This is a genomic window from Streptomyces sp. NPDC054872, from assembly GCF_053610705.1.
Map to the genome: position 1 here is coordinate 207,833 of NZ_JBSGYY010000004.1, position 17,843 is coordinate 225,675.

The following is a 17,843-nucleotide window of genomic DNA, read 5'->3' on the forward strand; positions in this document are numbered from 1 at the left end:
GCGGGCATGACCGACGGCACGACCGATCTCCAGGCGCTGGCGGCCGAGGCGTACATCTACGGCCACCCACTGGTGCTCAACCTCGACGAAGTCGACCGCGTCTCCCGCGACGGCAAGGGCTCCGTGCCCTCCGCGCCGTTCAACGAGTTCAGCCACGGCAGCAGGCTCGCAGGCCCCCAGGACGGCCCTGACTCCGACACGGACACGATCTGCTCCCTGGCGCAGCTGGACCTGTCCGGCGGCGCCCTGCTCCTGACCGTCCCGGACACCGGCGGGCGCTATTACGTCCTGCAGTTCGTGGACGCGTGGACCAACAACTTCGCCTACGTCGGCCGCCGCGCCACCGGCACCGACGAGGCCAGCTACCTGCTCACGCCACCCGGCTGGGACGAGGAGGTCCCGCTGGGCGCCACCCGGATCGCCGTGCCGACAGAGGTGGCGACGATCGTGGGGCGGTGGGCGTGCACGGGACCGGATGACGTGGCGGCGGTGCGGGAGCTCCAGGAGGACACTCTCCTGGAGCCGTACTGGACGGCAACCGGCGAGTCCCACGGGCTGCCGACCCACACGTACGTCCCCGACGGTGAGCCGGAGATCCTCTTCTACGAGAAACTGCGGGCCCGCATGGCCGCCTTTCCGCCCGCGCAGCCCGACCTCGCGTATCAGCAACGGTTCGCGCCACTGGGCTTGCTGGACGCGCAGAGCCCGTACACGCAGCCCGAGCCGGAACTCGCCGAAGCGCTGCGCGCGGGGTTCGCGGCGGGCAAGGAGCGGGTCGAGCAGGCGGCCGCGGAGGGGAGTGGACCGCGGCAGAACGGCTGGGAACTCGCATATCACGCCTTCGACTACAACGCCGACCACTTCGAGACCGGCACGCTCAGGGACCCGGAATGGATCTGCGCCGACCGGGACTCGGGCCGCATGTTGCGCGCCACCTCGGAGCACACCGCGCTCTGGGGCGAGCACGGCTACGAAGCGGCGTACGCGCTGGCGTGGGACGACGGCGACGGCCGGCCGCTGGAGGGCGAACAGTCGTACACCCTGCGCTTCGAGAAGCCGCCGCCGGTGGACGCGTTCTGGTCGGTGACGATGTACGGCCTGCCGGACCGGCACCTGGTCGCCGACCCCGCCGAGCGCCACTCCATGGGCGACCGCACCCCGGGCCTGAACTACGACGACGACGGCTCCCTCACGCTCCTGCTCCAGCCACAACGCCCCGCCGACGACAAGACGGCGGCGAACTGGCTGCCCACTCCGGAGGGCCGCTTCCGCCCGATCCTGCGCATGTACACGCCCCACGCAGCGGTCTTGGACGGGACGTACGAGCTGCCGCCGATCCGCCGGGCCTAGACCTTTCTGACGGACCTCCGCGGGAGGAGGACCCTATGCAGAGGTGGCCCATCGAGCGGCGGCAACGGCCCAGTCCGCTTCCCAACGGGCGAGGTTGATCCGCTCGAGCCTGCGGTGGGCACAGGCGTACGCGGCGCCGCCGAGGAGCGGGACGGCGATGGCGGCCATGACGGCGTAGCCCACGGTGTGGTCGCGTACCTCGCCCGCGGTGAGGGGCGGGTCGGTGAGCTTTCCCTCGTCACTCACCCATACGGGGACGGTGCTCCCGGCGGACGTGGCGGGCTCGACGTCCTTCTGCGCGGTACGGGTGTCTCCGTGACGGTCGGTGAAGCGGACGGTGACCGGGTACAGGACGTTCCTCGCCTCGACCGACCCGGGCTCGGCGTGGCGGGGCGCGTCGTGAACGAGGACGGCGGTGGTGCGGTGCCGGGTGTCGGTCTGATGCCGGGCGATCTGTTCGGTGTGGCGGCGGACCGCGTCGCCGACCAGGACGACGGCGGCCGGGGTGGCGGTCAGGACGGCAACGAACAGGCCGACGGCGATCCATCCCTGGACGAGGTCGGTGCGGCGACGCAGGGGGTTGCGGCGCAGGCGCCATAGGAGGGGACGGGGGCGGGGTTGTGAGAGGGGGAGGGGCGGTTGGCGTGGTCGGTCGGCTGCCATGGTCAGTTGGGTGTCACGGTCATCGATCGGCTCCTCGGACCTGCTGGCAGCGTGCGCAGTAGCGGGCTTGCGGCACGATCATCAGGCGCTCGCGCTCGATGGGGTGCCGGCAGAGGTGGCAGGCACCGTAGTCACCGCGGTCCATGCGCCGCAGGGCGGCCTCGACGTCGGCGAGGACCATGCGGGCGGAGGCGGAGAGCTTGATGCGGACCTCGGTCCGGGACGCGCTCTGCCGGTCGAGGAGCGCGTCCGTACGGGTCAGCGCGGAGGCGGAGAGCTGCTGCAACTGCTCGCGGCGGAACAGGAACTGCTCGCGGAGGTTCTCGCTCAGGGTGGCGAGGTCCGCGGGCGACAAATGCGTGCCGCGGTCGTCGATGATCTGGCGGTTCATCACTTCACCCCTCTGGCAGGGCGGGAGAGACGGGGAGCGGCGGTGCCGCTGAGACGGTGAGCGGGCGGGCGTCGCCGGGGGTCAGCCGGTGGTCCTGCGCTGGCAGGGGACGCAGAACTGCGTGTAGGGCAGGATCTCCAGGCGCTCGGCCGGGATGGGCTTGGCGCAGGTGGGGCAGGTTCCGTAGCTGCCGTCGCGGACGCGGGCGAGAGCGGCCTCGATCTCCTTGAGCACCCGCTCGATGGTGTCCTTCTGCGCCAGCATCACCTGCTCCTCGGCCTCGTGCCCGGCTCCGTCGATGGCCTGCAACTGGGTCAGCCGGGAATCTCGTTCGTGTTCCAGGCGCAGGTGCGCGTCGTGCGACATGGCGGGTCCTTCTTCCGGCGAGGCGGCCGCCAGGGAGGGCGGCGCGAACATGTCTCCACCGTCGCCGGTACGGGACGTTAAGCCCATCGGGCGCGATACCCATCTACGGCGGCTCCGGGGGCCCATCCCGTAACGGTGGGGCAGTGACGGGGCGCGGGCGGACCATGGGCAGGCCGAGGTGAGGAAATGGGCATTGGGCCCCATCGACGGAGAGAACGGAAGCGGGCAGGCTGGACGGCAGACGAAGCAAGATTGACGCATGCCCTGACCTGGCCTGCTTTGACCTGACCTGACCTGGCCTTTCCCTTCCTGAGAAACGTCACCCACACAAAAGAGAGGCGCCACCCCGTTGTCCCTGTTCTGGCGGATCTTCGCGCTCAACGCGGTGGTGCTGGGAAGCGCCACAGCGCTGCTTCTGTGGGCGCCGGTGACCGTTTCCGTACCGGTCGTGCTGACCGAGGCGGTCATCCTCGTGGCCGGCCTGGGCGTCATGCTGGTCGCCAACGCGGCCCTGCTGCGGATCGGCCTCGCCCCGCTGGAACGGCTCACCCGCCTGATGACAACGGTCGACCTGCTGCGTCCCGGCCACCGTCTGCCGGAACAGGGCAGAGGCGAGACCGCCGAACTGATCCGCACGTTCAACGCCATGCTCGAACGGCTGGAGCAGGAACGGGCCGCCAGCAGCGCTCGCGTACTGCTGGCGCAGGAATCGGAACGGCGCCGCATCGCCCAGGAGCTCCACGACGAGGTCGGCCAGACGATGACCGCGGTCCTGCTGGCCCTCAAGCGGGCGTCGGACGCGGCGGACGAACCCCTGCGCGATGAGTTGCGCCAGGCGCAGGAGATCACGCGGGGGAGCCTGGACGAAGTACGCCGCCTGGTGCGCAGGTTGCGGCCGGGCGTGCTGGACGACCTCGGTCTGATCAGCGCGCTGACCTCTCTGACCACGGAGTTCGCCACACACGCCGGGCTACGAGTGGTACGCCGCTTCGACTCGTCCCTGCCTCCGCTGGATCAGCAGGCGGAACTGGTCCTGTATCGGGTGGCCCAGGAGGCACTGACCAACGCGGCCCGCCATGCAGAGGCGGGCCGGGTCGAGGTGATCCTGACCAGGTCGGACGGCGCGGTGGTGCTGTCCGTCGTGGACGACGGCCGGGGGACCGGGGTCGCCCACGAGGGGGCGGGGATCCGGGGGATGAGAGAACGGGCGTTGTTCATCGGGGCGAGGCTGGACGTCACGTCAGGCCCGCAGGTCGCCGGGACGGAGGCCGGCGGCACGGAGGCACCCGGCACGGAGGTACGACTGACGGTGCCGACCTCTTCTGCCTGCTCCGGGGCGGATGCTCCAGGCGCCGACTCCGCAAGCTCCGCGCCTCCGGCACCGTCCGCAGCACCACCTCCGCCCCCTTCGGAAAGCGCCGATGACAACGGTGACCATGATGACCGCGATGACCGCCAGTAAGCCGATCCGCATCCTCCTGGCCGACGACCACGCGCTGGTACGACGGGGGGTGCGGCTCATCCTGGACGGCGAGCCGGACCTCCAGGTGGTCGCCGAGGCAGGTGACGGCGCGGAGGCCATCGCGCTGGCCCGCACGCACGAGGTCGACCTGGCGGTACTGGACATCGCGATGCCCCGGATGACCGGTCTGCAGGCCGCGCGCGAACTGGCGGCGCTGAAGCCGGGCGTACGCGTGTTGATGCTGACGATGCACGACAACGAGCAGTACTTCTTCCAGGCGCTGAAGGCGGGCGCGAGCGGATACGTGCTGAAGTCGGTGGCCGATCGGGACCTGGTGGCCGCCTGCCGCGCAGCGATGCGGGACGAGCCCTTCCTCTACCCCGGCGCGGTCACCGCACTGATCCGCAACTACCTCGACCGGGTCCGCCAGGGCGAGGAACCGCCGGACCAGGTGCTGACGGCGAGGGAGGAGGAGGTCCTGAAACTCGTGGCCGAGGGCCATTCCTCGAAGGAGATCGCGGAAATGCTCTTCATCAGCATCAAAACGGTCCACAGACACCGAGCGAACCTGCTGCACAAACTGGGCCTACGCAACCGCCTGGAACTAACGCGCTACGCGATCAGAGCGGGCCTGATCGAACCCTGACCGGACGTTCCCGAAGCGTGACGGATCCAAGCCTTTCCGAAGCGTGAGGGACCCGCGCTCCCCGAAGGCTGCCCGGCCGCCCAGTCACCGGCTTGTCCCGGCCCGCCTACCCGGGTGCGTTCCGCACATCTGCCCGCCCTGCCCGACTCACTCCTCTCGCCCCCGCCCTCCCTGACCGTCTCAAGGCCCAGCCGCCACTCCCCGGCCGGGCCTTGAGGCTTGAACGTACGCAGACCGCCAACCACCAACCACCAATACGAAGAGGGGGACGGCCTGTGGCACGCGCGTCGCACACCGTCCCGCGCACCTTCACTTCGCGCACCCCGCGCACCCTCGCCCCGCGTCCGGCAGCACTGCTAGCCGTACTGCTCGCGGTTCTGACCGCCCTGTTGGGGCCACCTGAGCACAGCAGCAACACATACGAGCCCGCACCAGCCGGTACCGCAGCCCTAATCAGCGCACCGCACGCAGACGACGTGGGCCCCGCAGTCTCCAGCGTCGCCACCCGCGTTCAACGCGATGTCACCGGCGAGCGCCCGTCACCGCCGCCCCCGGTCACCCCCACCAGGCACTGCACAACTGCCGCCCTGGATCAGCCCGCGTGGGCACCCCTGTCGGCGCCACGTCCGCCCGCATCCCTGCAAGCAGCCGGCCCACCCGGCGTACGCGCACCGCCCCCACCTCCCGGCACCTGACACGCCCTTCTTCCCCGTTGACCGCGGCCACGGCCACATGCGTGGCCGCGGTGTGCCTGCCGGAGGCCCGCTGTGCACGAACCACGCCCACGCCCCGACGCGAATCACCCCCCACGCCCCGACGCAAAGAAACCTCAACGCGGCCCCACCTCGCACTCCCCGCACCGATCAACCACCGCCAACCCCCCACGCCAATCCACCCCCCGCCCCCAACTCATCAGAGCCCTACTGGCCCTGGCGGCAGTAGTCCTGTCCCTCTACGTAGCCCTGACCGTGCCCGTCCACCTGGGGCTCGACCTACGCGGCGGCACGCAACTCGTACTGGAAACCCGTCCCACCTCCACCTCCGAAGCAGGCAAGGAGGCCACCGACCGCACCATGGAGGTGCTGCGCGGCCGTATCGACGCGCTAGGTGTCGCCGAGCCCACCATCGCCCGCTCCGGGGACAACCGGATCGTCGTGGAGCTGCCCGGCGCCCAGGACCCGACCAAGGCGGCGGACATGCTCGGCCGCACAGCCGAGCTCACCTTCCACCAGGTGATCGGCGCAGCTGAAAAAACCGGCGACACCCCTGATCACCCCACACCGCCGTCCCGCCCCCACCAGCAAACCCTGGCCGACGAGTCAGGCATCCCCCTGCACCTGGAGGCAGCCTCACTCACAGGCAAGCAGGTCGAGACGGCCACCAACCGCTTCGACCAGCAGGGCGGCGCCGGTTGGCACGTGGCCGTCGACTTCAAGGGGCCAGGACGCGACGCCTGGGCCCGGCTGACGGGCGAAGCCGCCTGCCACCCGCCAGGCGACCCGTCCCGCAGGGTCGCCATCGTCCTGGACGGCAAGATCATCTCCTCGCCACAGGTAGACCCATCGGTCACTTGCCGGTCCGGAATCAGCGGCGGCGCGACACAGATCACGGGCTCATTCAGCGACAGTGAAGCCCGCGAACTGGCGCTGCTGATCAGCGGGGGAGCCCTCCCCGTACCGGTGGAGATCATCGAGCAACGCACGGTGGGCGCCAGCCTCGGCGCGCAAGCCATCACGGCCGGCATCTGGGCCGCAGCCATCGGCACCACACTGACCGGGCTCTTCATCATCGCCGTCTACCGGCTCATGGGCGTCCTCGCCGCCGTGGCACTGGCCGCCTACGGCCTGATCTCCTACGCCACTCTCGCCGCACTGGGCGCCACCCTGACGCTCCCCGGCCTCGCCGGCTTCGTCCTGGCCATCGGCATGGCGGTCGACGCCAACGTCCTCGTCTTCGAACGTGCCCGCGAGGAGTACGCAGCCCGAGCGCGCCCGACACCCCGGTCGACGCTGACCGCAGGTTTCCGCAACGCGTTCAGCGCGATCGCGGACTCCAACATCACCACGCTCATCGCCGCCGGCCTGCTCTTCTTCCTCGCATCCGGCCCGGTACGAGGCTTCGGCGTCACGTTGGGCATCGGCGTCCTGGCCTCGATGTTCAGCGCCCTGGTCATCACCCGCGCCCTGGCTGACCACGTGGCGGCACGCCCAGCCATTCGCCGCCGGCCGGCGCTGACCGGCATCGCGGGCATCGGCACGATCCGGGCCCGCCTGACTCGCGCAAACCCCAACTTGATGCGCCACCCCCGCAGATGGCTGGCAGCCTCCGCGGCCGCGCTGCTCCTGGCGATCACCGGAATCGCCTCGCAGGGCCTGGACTTCGGCATCGAATTCACGGGCGGCCGCGTAATCGAATACGCCACCGAGACTCCCGTCACCCCGGAAAAAGCCCGAACGGCACTGGCAAAGGCAGGATTCCCAGACGCAAAGGTCCAATCAACAAACGCCCCCAAAACCAAAACCCCCACCGCTCCCACCCCAGCCAAGTCCCGCACCCTCCACCACCTCACAATCCGCACCCACGCCTTGACGAGTTCCCAGGCGGAAAGGATCACCACCACGATCGGCACCCTCACAGAGGAACCACCCACAAAGCTCCGCGACGAATCGATCGGCCCCAGCCTCGGCAAGGAACTACGGCAAGGCGCCCTGATCGCCCTCGGAGTGGCGCTGGCCGCGCAACTCGCCTACCTGGCGGCCAGATTCCGCTGGCTCCTGGGCGCAGCGGCAGTCGCAGCCCTGGCTCACGACGTGGTCATCCTCGTCGGCATCTTCGCGTGGCTGGGCAAACCGATAGACGGCATTTTTCTTGCCGCACTCCTGACGGTGATCGGCTATTCGGTAAACGACTCGGTGGTGGTTTTCGACAGAGTGAGAGAACTGACAAAAAAAGCCACCACCTCAACCACCTACCCCCAAACGACCAACAAGGCGCTGCTGCAAACCCTCCCCAGAACCATCAACACGGGAATGGGTGCGGCATTCATCCTCACGGCGTTGGCGACGTTGGGAGGCCCCCCTCTCACGGACTTCGCCCTGGCGCTCCTGATCGGCCTGGTCGTGGGCACCTACTCCTCGATGTTCACGGCCACCCCCCTGGCCATAGAACTCACAGCTCTCAGCGGTGCAGGGAGGGTCGATAGATGAGTTCCTGAGTACGACCGTCGAGCACACGGCTTTCCATCAACTCGAGATCGAAGTCGTCCGCACCCTGGAAGATCGGATCCAACCCGCTCCGACCGGTGATCACGGGAAAGAGCGTGACCTGGACCCGATCAACCAGGCCGGCGGCCATCAACGCCCGGTTCATCGACAGGCTGCCGTGCGAGCGCAACGGCACGGCGGACTCCTTCTTGAGCCGGGCGACGACATCAACGGCGTCACCGCCCGCGACGTTCGCATCCGCCCAGTCGAGAGGCTCTTCCAAGGTGGTGGACACCACCGTCGCCGGCAAATTGATCATCCGCGCGACCCATGGATCACGAACCTCGGACTCCTCGGTACTGGCAGCCAGCATCTGAGAGAAGGCGCGATACGTATTGGCCCCAAAAACCATCCGCTGCTCTGCGCCATAAAGAGCAAGGCGGTGATCGAGAAGCTCGGGCCCTTGCTTGCCCCAGTACCCGGTCCAGTCACCACCGGCGCCCCCAAAGCCATCAAGGCTGGAGAAGACGTCAAAGGTGTAGGTAACGGCCATGATGATCCCCAAATCCCTGGCTGATCGAACACGTCACCAATACAGACCGCCGCGCACAACAAAACTAATCGCCACAACGACACACCCACCGAGACCCACTGATCGACCCAACCGCCCCCTGAAACCCGCAACGCAAGCCCCGAAGCCCGAGGCCCCGAAGCCCGAGGCCCCGAAGCCCGAGGCCCTAAGGCCACGACCCGCGAACCGCATCCCCGAAAGGAACCCACCCCGCACTCAGGCCCCGGCGACGCGACGCCCACGCTCAGCGGCACGCAACAGAACCTGGGCCACGAGCTCGGCATCACCACATACACAGGAGCATGCCTGCCCGTAACGTCTCTGCTGCTGACGGGGTCTCAGGCGCCTACTGGAACCACAGGTGCAGAAGCAGCAACTCGACCAACCTGGCAGGATCAGTGAGGCAGAACAGTGGCATCAGGGGGAGGCTCAGTGGGCAGCCAGTTGCGTGTCGGCGAGGTGTACCGGTCCGCTCGAAACAGAGATCCCGCCGTAAAGATCATCGATGGTTACGCGAACATCCATCACACCACGGCCTCTGAGACTCTCGCTCCGGTTCAGCTCAGCAAGGGGATCAACCCGACCGCCAAGGTCAAGGTCCCCGAAGGGTGGCGTCGACCGTCGATCCTTATCCGCTCCAGCCCGTGGAAGGCCGGCACAGTCGAGACCCCCTGGCACGACGTGTTCGACCTCGACAAGGGCCGCGTACGTTACTTCGGGGATCACCGGGTCGACCACACTGAGCCATTGGGGAAGACCCAGGGCAATGCGGTGCTGCTGGATGCGCTGGCCGAACACAGGGTGGCCACGGCCGAGCAGCGCGCGCTGGCTGTGCCACTTCTGGTATTCGCCTCCGTCACGCGCAACAAGACGCCCAAGGGATACGTCCAGTTCTGCGGCGTGGCAGTCATCGAAGGCGTTGAGCAAGTCGAGCAACAGGCGGACGGGAAGGCCTACCCCAACTATCGCTACGAGCTTGCCGTATTGGACCTGAGCGCAGAAGACGGTCTGCTGGATTGGGCTTGGATCGAGGCGCGAGGCAACCCTGCGATTTCAGCTGCAGAAGCAGTGGAGTTCGCTCCCTCTTCTTGGCGTCAGTGGGTGGAGCGGGGGAATGCCGCGCTGCACCAGGTGAGAAGCCGGACTACTCACCGCAACGAAGGCAACGGCTCCGATCAGCACGGTTCCGACGACGATCGTGAATCCGATGCCCTGTTTCCCGTCCCCCGGCCACGGCGAGAGCGTGGTTCGGGCTCCTCTGCAACAACTGTGACGTCGGATGACCTCACGGTGGATGTGCTCATGGAAAGGCTCAGGAGCCTCAAGGTCCACAAGAGAAACGGTCGGCCAAGCAGGCACAAGCCGTTGGCTCTGCTGTGGGGCATTTCCAGGGTGGCCACGGGAAAGTCTCCACTGGCGCCGTGGCGACAGTTTCGTGAAGAGGTGGGAGGGCTGCTGGCAGAGTTTGGCCAACCCGATTCCGCCGTCACTCCCGAGTACCCGTTCTGGCACTTGCAGACGAGTCGCTTGTGGGACGTCCACGGTGTCCCACCCCAGCACGCTGCCGTAGCGCAGGCGGCGACGTTCGACAGACTCAACCCCGAGGGCGGAGTGACCGCGCAGGCCGAACGACTGCTGGGGGACGCTTGCGTACGATCCCAAGCGATCGCTGTATTGCGCGAGACTTACCTCGCCGGCACAGACCAGCACGCCCTGATGGATCGGCTGGGCTTGGCCGGCTACGAAAGCGCCAGCGGCGTCGGGAGCGCGACAGAGGATCAGGGGAAGGAGACAGGACCCGCCGCACGTCGCACGACGGCTTCCTCCCGCATCATCCGGGACACCGTGCTGACAGCCAGAGTGGAGAGGCTGCACGCCGATCACTGCCAGGTCTGTGGCCTGCAGCTGTCGACCCGGTTCGGCACCTACAGCGAGGCTGCTCACATTCGAGGCCTCGGCCGCCCTCACGACGGCCCCGACGAACAGCCCAACTTGCTGGTCCTGTGCCCCAACCACCACGTCCAATTCGACAGCCTGGCGCTCTATATCGGCACCGATGGCATCGTCCGCGAAACCACGAATGACGAGCCCATCGGCGAGCTCCGCCGACACCCCGCCCATCAGATCAGCGAAGAGCACGTTCGCTACCACCGCGCACTATGCGGCAGGGATATACCTGAACGAACCCTTCCAAGGGCCCCTTGAGCGGCACCGCACTCGCGACAGCAGGCGAGGCTGGCCGCCATACAGTTCCTTTACGACTGACTGATCGACCGCACGCGTCGTAACGCTGGGCCCCTGGACCTGTCTGGGGGCCCTCGTCGTTTGTGGGAACTGATAGTCCGCAGACTCTGACATAGGGCCACTCAGGGCGGCACACGGCTGCACGCGCCTGTAGATACGCGAAGACCCCGGCCTCAGCGTTTCCGCTGGTGACGGGGTCTTGGACACACTTGCACAGTGTGCCCCCGGCAGGATTCGAACCTGCGCACACGGCTCCGGAGGCCGTTGCTCTATCCCCTGAGCTACGGGGGCGTGTCGGCCGGTTTGCGCGGCGACGTGTAGAACCCTACCAGCTCCTAACGGCTCCCCATGAACAGGTATTTCCGCACTCCGCGGGCGTGAGGGCGGGCGCATCCGCACCCTGCGTCCCAGAGGTCGCCCCTGGCTCCGCCGCGCGATCCCCCGTGCGGGGCGGAAGTGGGGAAAACCCGGACGCGGTGGTGGGCGCGGACCTACTCTCGAGTTGTGTCAGGCGTGTCAGGCCGCGTGCTTGTTGTGGACGACAACAAGGTCATCCGGCAGCTGATCAGGGTCAACCTCGAGCTGGAGGGCTTCGAGGTCGTGACCGCGGCTGATGGTGCCGAATGTCTGGATGTGGTCGACCAGGTCAGACCTGATGTCGTCACGCTCGACGTGGTGATGCCCCGCCTTGACGGGCTGCGTACTGCGGCTCGGCTGCGGTCCGATCCGCGGACCCGCGATCTGCCCGTCGTCATCGTCAGCGCCTGCACCCAGTACGAGGTGGAGAACGGGCTCGAGGTCGGCGTCGACGCCTTCCTGGCCAAGCCCTTCGAGCCTGCCGAACTGCTCCGCATCGTAAGGCAGTTGATGGAGAGCGGCAGGCGTGGCGGGACCGCGAGTGGCGGTGGGTCGCTCGGCGGTGAGTTTGGCGCCGCCGCCGATGAAGCCGAGCGTGCCGGACGCCCCGGCGGCTGATCCCTGCCCTCCCGGTAGCTGGGCCTCGCCCGCCGGGGCAACTGGCCCTGCCTGCCCCAGTGGCTGACCCCGACCGGCTCGGCGGCCGGCCCCCGCCCGCCGCAACAGCCCTCCCCACCCGCCCCGAAGGTGGCCGCCCCGACCGGCTCGGACTTCTCGGCTCGGCTCCCGCGCTGACCCTCACCACCTTCGCCCCCAGCGCCTCACCACCTTCGCCCGTAGCGCGCCCCGCCGGGTCACCCCAGCGGCCCCCCCGGCCGGGCCCCCACCAACACTCCGCCAGATCGTCTCAGTCGCCGTCCTCAAGACGACCCCCCGAAGACCACGCCCTAAAGACCACCCCCGTCCACATCCCGGACCATCAGGGAAACCAGGTCGCGTCCCCACCCCCCTCCTCCCATACGCTTGACCCGTGACCCCCGTCGAGCTCTCCCGCACCGTGCTGCGCGCCATGCGTCGTGCCGTCGATGACGGCGAGCTCAGTGGGCTTGGAGAGCTCTGCGGTCCGGGTGGGACGAGTGGTCTCGGGGAGCGGAGTGGTCTCGAGGAGTTCGGTGACCTTGGGAGCGGTGGCGGCTCGTCCTGGCGAGTCGTCGTCGAGCGGCCTCGTCCCGGTGGGTGTGGGGATTACGCCACCAACGTCGCCCTGCAGATCGCCCGCGCCGCCGGACGTTCGCCTCGGCAAGTCGCCGAGGTGCTCTCCCCGCGGCTCGCCATGGAGCCCGGCATCGCGGCCATCGACATCACCGGGCCCGGGTTCCTCAACATCACCCTCGATCGCGGTGGCCCCCGCACCAGCCGGCCCGGCAGCAGCGTCCTCGATCAGGGCGACATTTCCCTCGACCCCGGCACCCCCGCCCCCCACCAGCAGAGCAACGGCAGCGCCGCCCTCGTACGGGACGTACTGGAGCGCGGCGCCCACTACGGCCACGTCCTCCCCGACCCGGCGGACAGCCCCACCAGCCCCACCGCCCCCACCACCCCCAGCTCCCCCCTCACCCTCCACTTCCCCCACGAACCCCGCGCCGCCGTCCAAGCCGACGCCCTCCGCCGCATCCTCCGTACCCAGGGCATCCCCGTACGCCTCACCTGCGACGACGCCCCCGACCCCAGCTGGATGGTGGCCGACGGGCTCGGTGTGTACGTCGATGCTTGCGGGAAGCCGCCGGCGGGCGCCGAGATCCTGCGCCCCCGCCCCGCCCCCGCCGGCCCCATCCCCCTGGGCTCCGACGCCGCCCGCTGGGCCCTGCTCAGTCCCGCCGGTCACGATCGGCCCCGTATCAGCGACGAGCACCTGGTCCAGCGTGCGAGCAATCCCCTCTTCCGTGTGCGGTACGCCCACTCCCGCGTCCGTGCCCTCATCCGCAACGCCGCCGCCCTCGGTTTCCGCGCCGAGCCCGGGGACATAGCCGGGCCGGAGGCGTGGGATCTGCTCGACGCCCTCGTCGACCAGCCCCGGATCCTCGCCGCGGCCGCCCGGCACCGTGCGCCCGATCGGCTTGCCCGGCATCTCGTCGTCATCGCTGATGCCTTCCTCGCATTTCAGCCCGACGTTCTGCCGCTCGGTGACGAGAAACCCTTGGCCGCCCACCGCGCCCGGCTCGCGCTCGCCGAAGCCGCCGGGACGGTGCTTGCCGGCGGCCTGTCCCTGCTCGGCATCAGTGCCCCCGAGTACTTGTGACACGTAGGGACGCGACCGACGTGACAGACATGGGCGAAGCGGCCGACGCAACCGACGCGCCCGACGCAACCGACGCGCCAGCCATCGACGACATGGCTGACGTGCCCGACGCGCCCGACGCCCCCGACGTGACTGACGTGACCGAAGTGAGAGAGACGACCGCGACATGAGCCGTTCCGCACACCCCGCCGGGCCCCGCCACGCCGACGTAGTGCCTGAGGGGCACTACACCGCCCCGGCCGACGACCTGAATTCCCTCGACCCGAAGGTCTGGTCCCAGACCGTCGGGCGCAGCGCCGACGGTGTCGTCACCGTCGGCGGCGTCGAGGTGACCCGGCTCGCCGAGGAGTTCGGCACCCCCGCCTATTTCCTCGACGAGGCCGACTTCCGTGCCCGCTGCCACGCCTGGCGCGGCGCCTTCGGCTCCGACGCCGACGTCTTCTACGCGGGGAAGGCCTTCCTCTCGCGGGCCATCGTGAGGTGGCTGCACGAGGAGGGGCTCAACCTCGACGTCTGCAGTGGCGGCGAGCTGGCCACCGCCCTGGCCGCCGGCATGCCCGCCGACCGCATCGCCTTCCACGGCAACAACAAGACCGAGAGCGAGATCGAGCGGGCGATCGAGGCGGGCATCGGGCGCATCGTGCTCGACTCCTTCCAGGAGATCGTGCGCGTCGCTCACATCGCCGACCGGCTCGGCGTCCGTCAGCGCGTGCAGATCCGCGTGACCGTCGGCGTCGAGGCCCACACCCACGAGTTCATCGCCACGGCGCACGAGGACCAGAAGTTCGGCATCGCCCTCGCCGGCGGGCAGGCCGCCGAAGCCGTGCGCAGGGCTCTGCAGCTCGACGGGCTCGAGCTCATCGGCGTGCACTCGCACATCGGGTCGCAGATCTTCGACATGGCAGGGTTCGAGGTCAGCGCCCGGCGCGTGGTGCAGTTGCTCGCCGAGGTGCGGGACGAGCACGGCATCGAGCTGCCCGAGATCGACCTCGGCGGTGGCCTCGGCATCGCCTACACCTCCGAGGACGACCCCCGTGAGCCGCACGAGATCGCCAAGGCGCTGAGCGAGATCGTCACGCGTGAGTGCGAGTCGGCGAACCTCCGCACCCCTCGTATCTCCGTCGAGCCCGGACGCGCCATCGTCGGGCCCACCGCGTTCACCCTCTACGAGGTCGGCACCGTCAAGCCCCTCGAAGGACTGCGTACCTACGTCTCCGTCGACGGCGGCATGTCCGACAACATCCGTACGGCTCTCTACGACGCCGAGTACAGCGTCGCGCTGGTCTCGCGTGAGTCCGACGCCGAGCCCATGCTCGTGCGCGTCGTCGGCAAGCACTGCGAGAGCGGGGACATCGTGGTGAAGGACGCGTTCCTTCCGGCGGACCTCGCGCCGGGCGATCTGATCGCGGTACCCGCGACCGGCGCGTACTGCCGTTCCATGGCGAGCAACTACAACCACGCCCTGCGCCCGCCGGTCGTCGCCGTGCGGGACGGCGAGGCGCGGGTCATCGTCCGGCGCGAGACGGAGGAAGATCTCCTGCGTCTCGATGTCGGCTGAACAAGCGGAACAACCTGAGGCCGACCGTGGAAACAACCGTGGAAACAATCGGTCGGGGCAACTCGGGATAACGTCGAGAAGCGCGACTGGCGAGTATCGGCCAGTGAAATAGATGTCTCACAGTCCGGACAGTGGATAGAAACCACGATCCGGTGGGTGAGACTGGTCCCACTGTAGATGTATGAGAAGTGAGGTCGGATGATGCGTACGCGTCCGCTGAAGGTGGCGCTGCTGGGCTGTGGGGTTGTCGGCTCAGAGGTGGCGCGCATCATGACGACGCACGCCGACGACCTCACGGCCAGGATCGGCGCCCCGGTGGAACTCGCCGGGGTGGCCGTGCGCCGGCCGTCGAAGGTGCGGGACGGAATCGATCCTTCACTCGTCACCACGGACGCGACCGCGCTGGTCAAACGTGGTGACATTGATGTCGTCGTCGAGGTCATCGGGGGCATCGAGCCCGCCAAGACCCTCATCACCACCGCCTTCGAGCACGGCGCGTCCGTCGTCTCCGCCAACAAGGCGCTCATCGCGCAGGACGGCGCCGCGCTGCACGCCGCCGCCGAGGAGCACGGGCGGGACCTCTACTACGAGGCTGCCGTCGCCGGTGCCATCCCGCTCATCCGGCCGCTGCGGGAGTCCCTCGTCGGGGACAAGGTGAACCGCGTTCTCGGGATCGTGAACGGCACCACCAACTTCATCCTCGACGCCATGGACACCACCGGTGCCGGCTACCAGGAAGCCCTCGACGAGGCCACCGCTCTCGGGTACGCGGAAGCCGACCCGACCGCCGACGTCGAAGGGTTCGACGCCGCGGCCAAGGCCGCGATCCTCGCCGGTATCGCCTTCCACACGCGCGTGCGTCTCGACGACGTCTACCGCGAGGGCATGAGTGAGGTGACCGCCGCAGACTTCGCGTCCGCGAAGCGCATGGGCTGCACCATCAAGCTGCTCGCCATCTGCGAGCGCGCCGCCGACGGCGGGTCCGTCACCGCGCGCGTGCACCCCGCGATGATTCCGCTCAGCCATCCGCTCGCGTCGGTCCGCGAGGCGTACAACGCCGTGTTCGTGGAGGCGGAGGCCGCGGGTCAGCTCATGTTCTACGGGCCCGGCGCGGGCGGCGCCCCCACCGCGTCGGCCGTTCTCGGCGACCTCGTCGCCGTCTGCCGCAACAAGATCGGCGAGGCCACCGGGCCCGGCGAGTCCGCGTACACCCAGCTGCCCGTGAGCTCCATGGGCGCGGTGGTCACGCGCTACCACATCAGCCTCGACGTGGCCGACAAGCCGGGTGTCCTCGCCCAGGTCGCGACGGTCTTCGCCGAGCACGGCGTATCGATCGATACGGTCCGTCAGACGGGCAAGGACGGCGAGGCCTCCCTCGTCGTCGTCACCCACCGCGCGCCCGACGCCGCCCTCACCGGCACCGTCGAGGCGCTGCGGAATCTCGACACCGTGCGTGGTGTCGCCAGCATCATGCGGGTTGAAGGAGAGTAACCAGCAATGACCCACCAATGGCGCGGAATCATCGAGGAGTACCGGGACCGTCTCCCCGTCTCCGACACGACGCCGGTCGTGACGCTCCGCGAGGGCGGCACGCCGCTCGTGCCCGCGCAGGTGCTCTCCGAGCGCACGGGCTGCGAGGTGCATCTCAAGGTCGAGGGTGCCAACCCGACCGGGTCCTTCAAGGACCGCGGCATGACGATGGCGATCACGAAGGCCAAGGAGGAGGGCGCCAAGGCCGTCATCTGCGCCTCCACCGGCAACACGTCGGCCTCGGCCGCCGCCTATGCCGTACGCGCCGGGATGGTCTGCGCCGTCCTCGTGCCGCAGGGCAAGATCGCGCTCGGCAAGATGGGCCAGGCGCTCGTCTACGGCTCGAAGATCCTCCAGGTCGACGGCAACTTCGACGACTGCCTGAACCTCGCCCGCGCCCTCTCCGAGAACTACCCGGTGGCGCTGGTCAATTCGGTCAACCCGTTCCGCATCGAGGGCCAGAAGACCGCCTCGTTCGAGATCGTCGACGCGCTCGGTGACGCCCCCGACATCCACGTGCTTCCGGTGGGCAACGCGGGCAACATCACGGCCTACTGGAAGGGCTACAAGGAGTACGCCGCCGACTCGATCTCGACGCGCACTCCTCGTATGTGGGGCTTCCAGGCCTCCGGTTCCGCGCCCATCGTGCGCGGCGAGATCGTCAAGGACCCGTCGACCATCGCCACCGCGATTCGCATCGGCAACCCCGCGTCGTGGCAGTACGCCCTCGACGCGCGCGACGAGTCGGACGGCTTCATCGACGAGGTGACGGACCGTGAGATCCTGCGCGCCTACAAGCTGTTGGCGTCCCAGGAGGGTGTCTTCGTCGAGCCGGCGTCGGCCGCTTCCGTCGCCGGTCTGCTGAAGGCGGCCGAGCAGGGCAAGGTCGACAAGGGGCAGCGCATCGTCTGCACCGTCACCGGAAACGGCCTCAAGGACCCGGACTGGGCCGTCGCCGGCGCACCGCAGCCGGTCACGGTTCCGGTCGACTCGGCCGCCGCGGCCGAGCGTCTGGGTCTGGCGTAGCCGAATCCGGTCTGGCGCGAGCGTCCCGGATCTGGCATAACCGTGCCGGTCCGGGATAACCGCAACCGGACGGCGGGCATAACCGCCTGGAAAACCCGCAACTCCGCATAGGGGGTGCACAGGGGGCTTACGACACGCATCGTGCGCCTCCTGTGCGCCCTATGTCGCCACAGAACC

General features: G+C 68.8%; 15 protein-coding genes and 1 tRNA gene. 11 read left to right on the plus strand and 5 right to left on the minus strand.

The window, feature by feature from the left end; genetic code table 11:
• The first annotated feature begins 6 nt into the window (after positions 1–6).
• Entirely contained in the window at positions 7–1,350 is a 1,344-nt protein-coding gene (locus ACWGIH_RS06810; RefSeq protein WP_453444264.1) for a DUF1254 domain-containing protein, read from the plus strand.
• 33 nt (positions 1,351–1,383) lie between these two features.
• On the opposite strand, the gene ACWGIH_RS06815 is transcribed toward ACWGIH_RS06810, so the two are convergent.
• The 3 genes from ACWGIH_RS06815 to ACWGIH_RS06825 form a co-directional block, all read right to left on the minus strand.
• The gene (locus ACWGIH_RS06815; protein ID WP_453444265.1) at positions 1,384–2,013 is read right to left on the minus strand and encodes an Rv1733c family protein; all 630 of its coding nucleotides are present in this window, start codon (positions 2,011–2,013) and stop codon (positions 1,384–1,386) included.
• 19 nt (positions 2,014–2,032) lie between these two features.
• Positions 2,033–2,404 (minus strand): TraR/DksA family transcriptional regulator, encoded by a 372-nt coding sequence (locus ACWGIH_RS06820; protein ID WP_453444267.1) that lies wholly within the window; start codon positions 2,402–2,404, stop codon positions 2,033–2,035.
• An 81-nt stretch (positions 2,405–2,485) separates the two neighbouring features.
• Positions 2,486–2,821, minus strand: a complete 336-nt coding sequence (locus tag ACWGIH_RS06825) for a TraR/DksA family transcriptional regulator (RefSeq protein WP_453444269.1) — start codon at positions 2,819–2,821, stop codon at positions 2,486–2,488.
• A 298-nt stretch (positions 2,822–3,119) separates the two neighbouring features.
• Here ACWGIH_RS06825 and ACWGIH_RS06830 point away from each other — a divergent pair, with 298 nt between their 5' ends.
• From ACWGIH_RS06830 to secD, 3 genes are all read left to right on the plus strand, one after another.
• Positions 3,120–4,232: a HAMP domain-containing sensor histidine kinase gene (locus tag ACWGIH_RS06830; RefSeq protein WP_453444271.1), complete on the plus strand. Its 1,113-nt coding sequence runs from the start codon at positions 3,120–3,122 to the stop codon at positions 4,230–4,232.
• The gene (locus ACWGIH_RS06835; protein ID WP_453444273.1) at positions 4,219–4,878 is read left to right on the plus strand and encodes a response regulator; all 660 of its coding nucleotides are present in this window, start codon (positions 4,219–4,221) and stop codon (positions 4,876–4,878) included. Before ACWGIH_RS06830 ends, ACWGIH_RS06835 begins: the two co-directional genes overlap by 14 nt.
• A 911-nt stretch (positions 4,879–5,789) precedes the next feature.
• Positions 5,790–8,084 (plus strand): protein translocase subunit SecD, encoded by a 2,295-nt coding sequence (gene secD, locus ACWGIH_RS06840; RefSeq protein ID WP_453444304.1) that lies wholly within the window; start codon positions 5,790–5,792, stop codon positions 8,082–8,084.
• On the opposite strand, the gene ACWGIH_RS06845 is transcribed toward secD, so the two are convergent.
• Positions 8,056–8,634 (minus strand): dihydrofolate reductase family protein, encoded by a 579-nt coding sequence (locus tag ACWGIH_RS06845; RefSeq protein ID WP_453444274.1) that lies wholly within the window; start codon positions 8,632–8,634, stop codon positions 8,056–8,058. The genes secD and ACWGIH_RS06845 overlap by 29 nt on opposite strands.
• Positions 8,635–9,084: 450 nt before the next feature.
• Between ACWGIH_RS06845 and ACWGIH_RS06850 the strand changes: the two genes are divergently transcribed.
• The gene (locus ACWGIH_RS06850) at positions 9,085–10,857 is read left to right on the plus strand and encodes an HNH endonuclease (protein WP_453444276.1); all 1,773 of its coding nucleotides are present in this window, start codon (positions 9,085–9,087) and stop codon (positions 10,855–10,857) included.
• A gap of 258 nt (positions 10,858–11,115) precedes the next feature.
• On the opposite strand, the gene ACWGIH_RS06855 is transcribed toward ACWGIH_RS06850, so the two are convergent.
• A tRNA-Arg gene (locus ACWGIH_RS06855) sits at positions 11,116–11,187 on the minus strand.
• A 165-nt stretch (positions 11,188–11,352) separates the two neighbouring features.
• Between ACWGIH_RS06855 and ACWGIH_RS06860 the strand changes: the two genes are divergently transcribed.
• The 6 genes from ACWGIH_RS06860 to thrC all read left to right on the plus strand — a co-directional run bounded on the left by ACWGIH_RS06860 (position 11,353) and on the right by thrC (position 17,666).
• A complete protein-coding gene (locus ACWGIH_RS06860) occupies positions 11,353–11,871 on the plus strand; it encodes a response regulator (protein ID WP_453444277.1) in 519 nt (172 codons plus the stop codon).
• A 412-nt stretch (positions 11,872–12,283) separates the two neighbouring features.
• Entirely contained in the window at positions 12,284–13,552 is a 1,269-nt protein-coding gene (gene nrtL / locus ACWGIH_RS06865; RefSeq protein WP_453444279.1) for an ArgS-related anticodon-binding protein NrtL, read from the plus strand.
• A gap of 20 nt (positions 13,553–13,572) precedes the next feature.
• A complete protein-coding gene (locus ACWGIH_RS06870; protein WP_453444280.1) occupies positions 13,573–13,722 on the plus strand; it encodes a hypothetical protein in 150 nt (49 codons plus the stop codon).
• On the plus strand, positions 13,719–15,110 hold the full coding sequence (lysA, locus tag ACWGIH_RS06875; RefSeq protein ID WP_453444281.1) for a diaminopimelate decarboxylase: 1,392 nt from the start codon (positions 13,719–13,721) through the stop codon (positions 15,108–15,110). Before ACWGIH_RS06870 ends, lysA begins: the two co-directional genes overlap by 4 nt.
• Positions 15,111–15,308: 198 nt before the next feature.
• The gene (locus tag ACWGIH_RS06880) at positions 15,309–16,601 is read left to right on the plus strand and encodes a homoserine dehydrogenase (protein ID WP_453444283.1); all 1,293 of its coding nucleotides are present in this window, start codon (positions 15,309–15,311) and stop codon (positions 16,599–16,601) included.
• Positions 16,602–16,607: 6 nt separating this feature from the next.
• The gene (thrC, locus tag ACWGIH_RS06885) at positions 16,608–17,666 is read left to right on the plus strand and encodes a threonine synthase (protein WP_363209279.1); all 1,059 of its coding nucleotides are present in this window, start codon (positions 16,608–16,610) and stop codon (positions 17,664–17,666) included.
• The last annotated feature ends 177 nt before the right edge of the window (positions 17,667–17,843 follow it).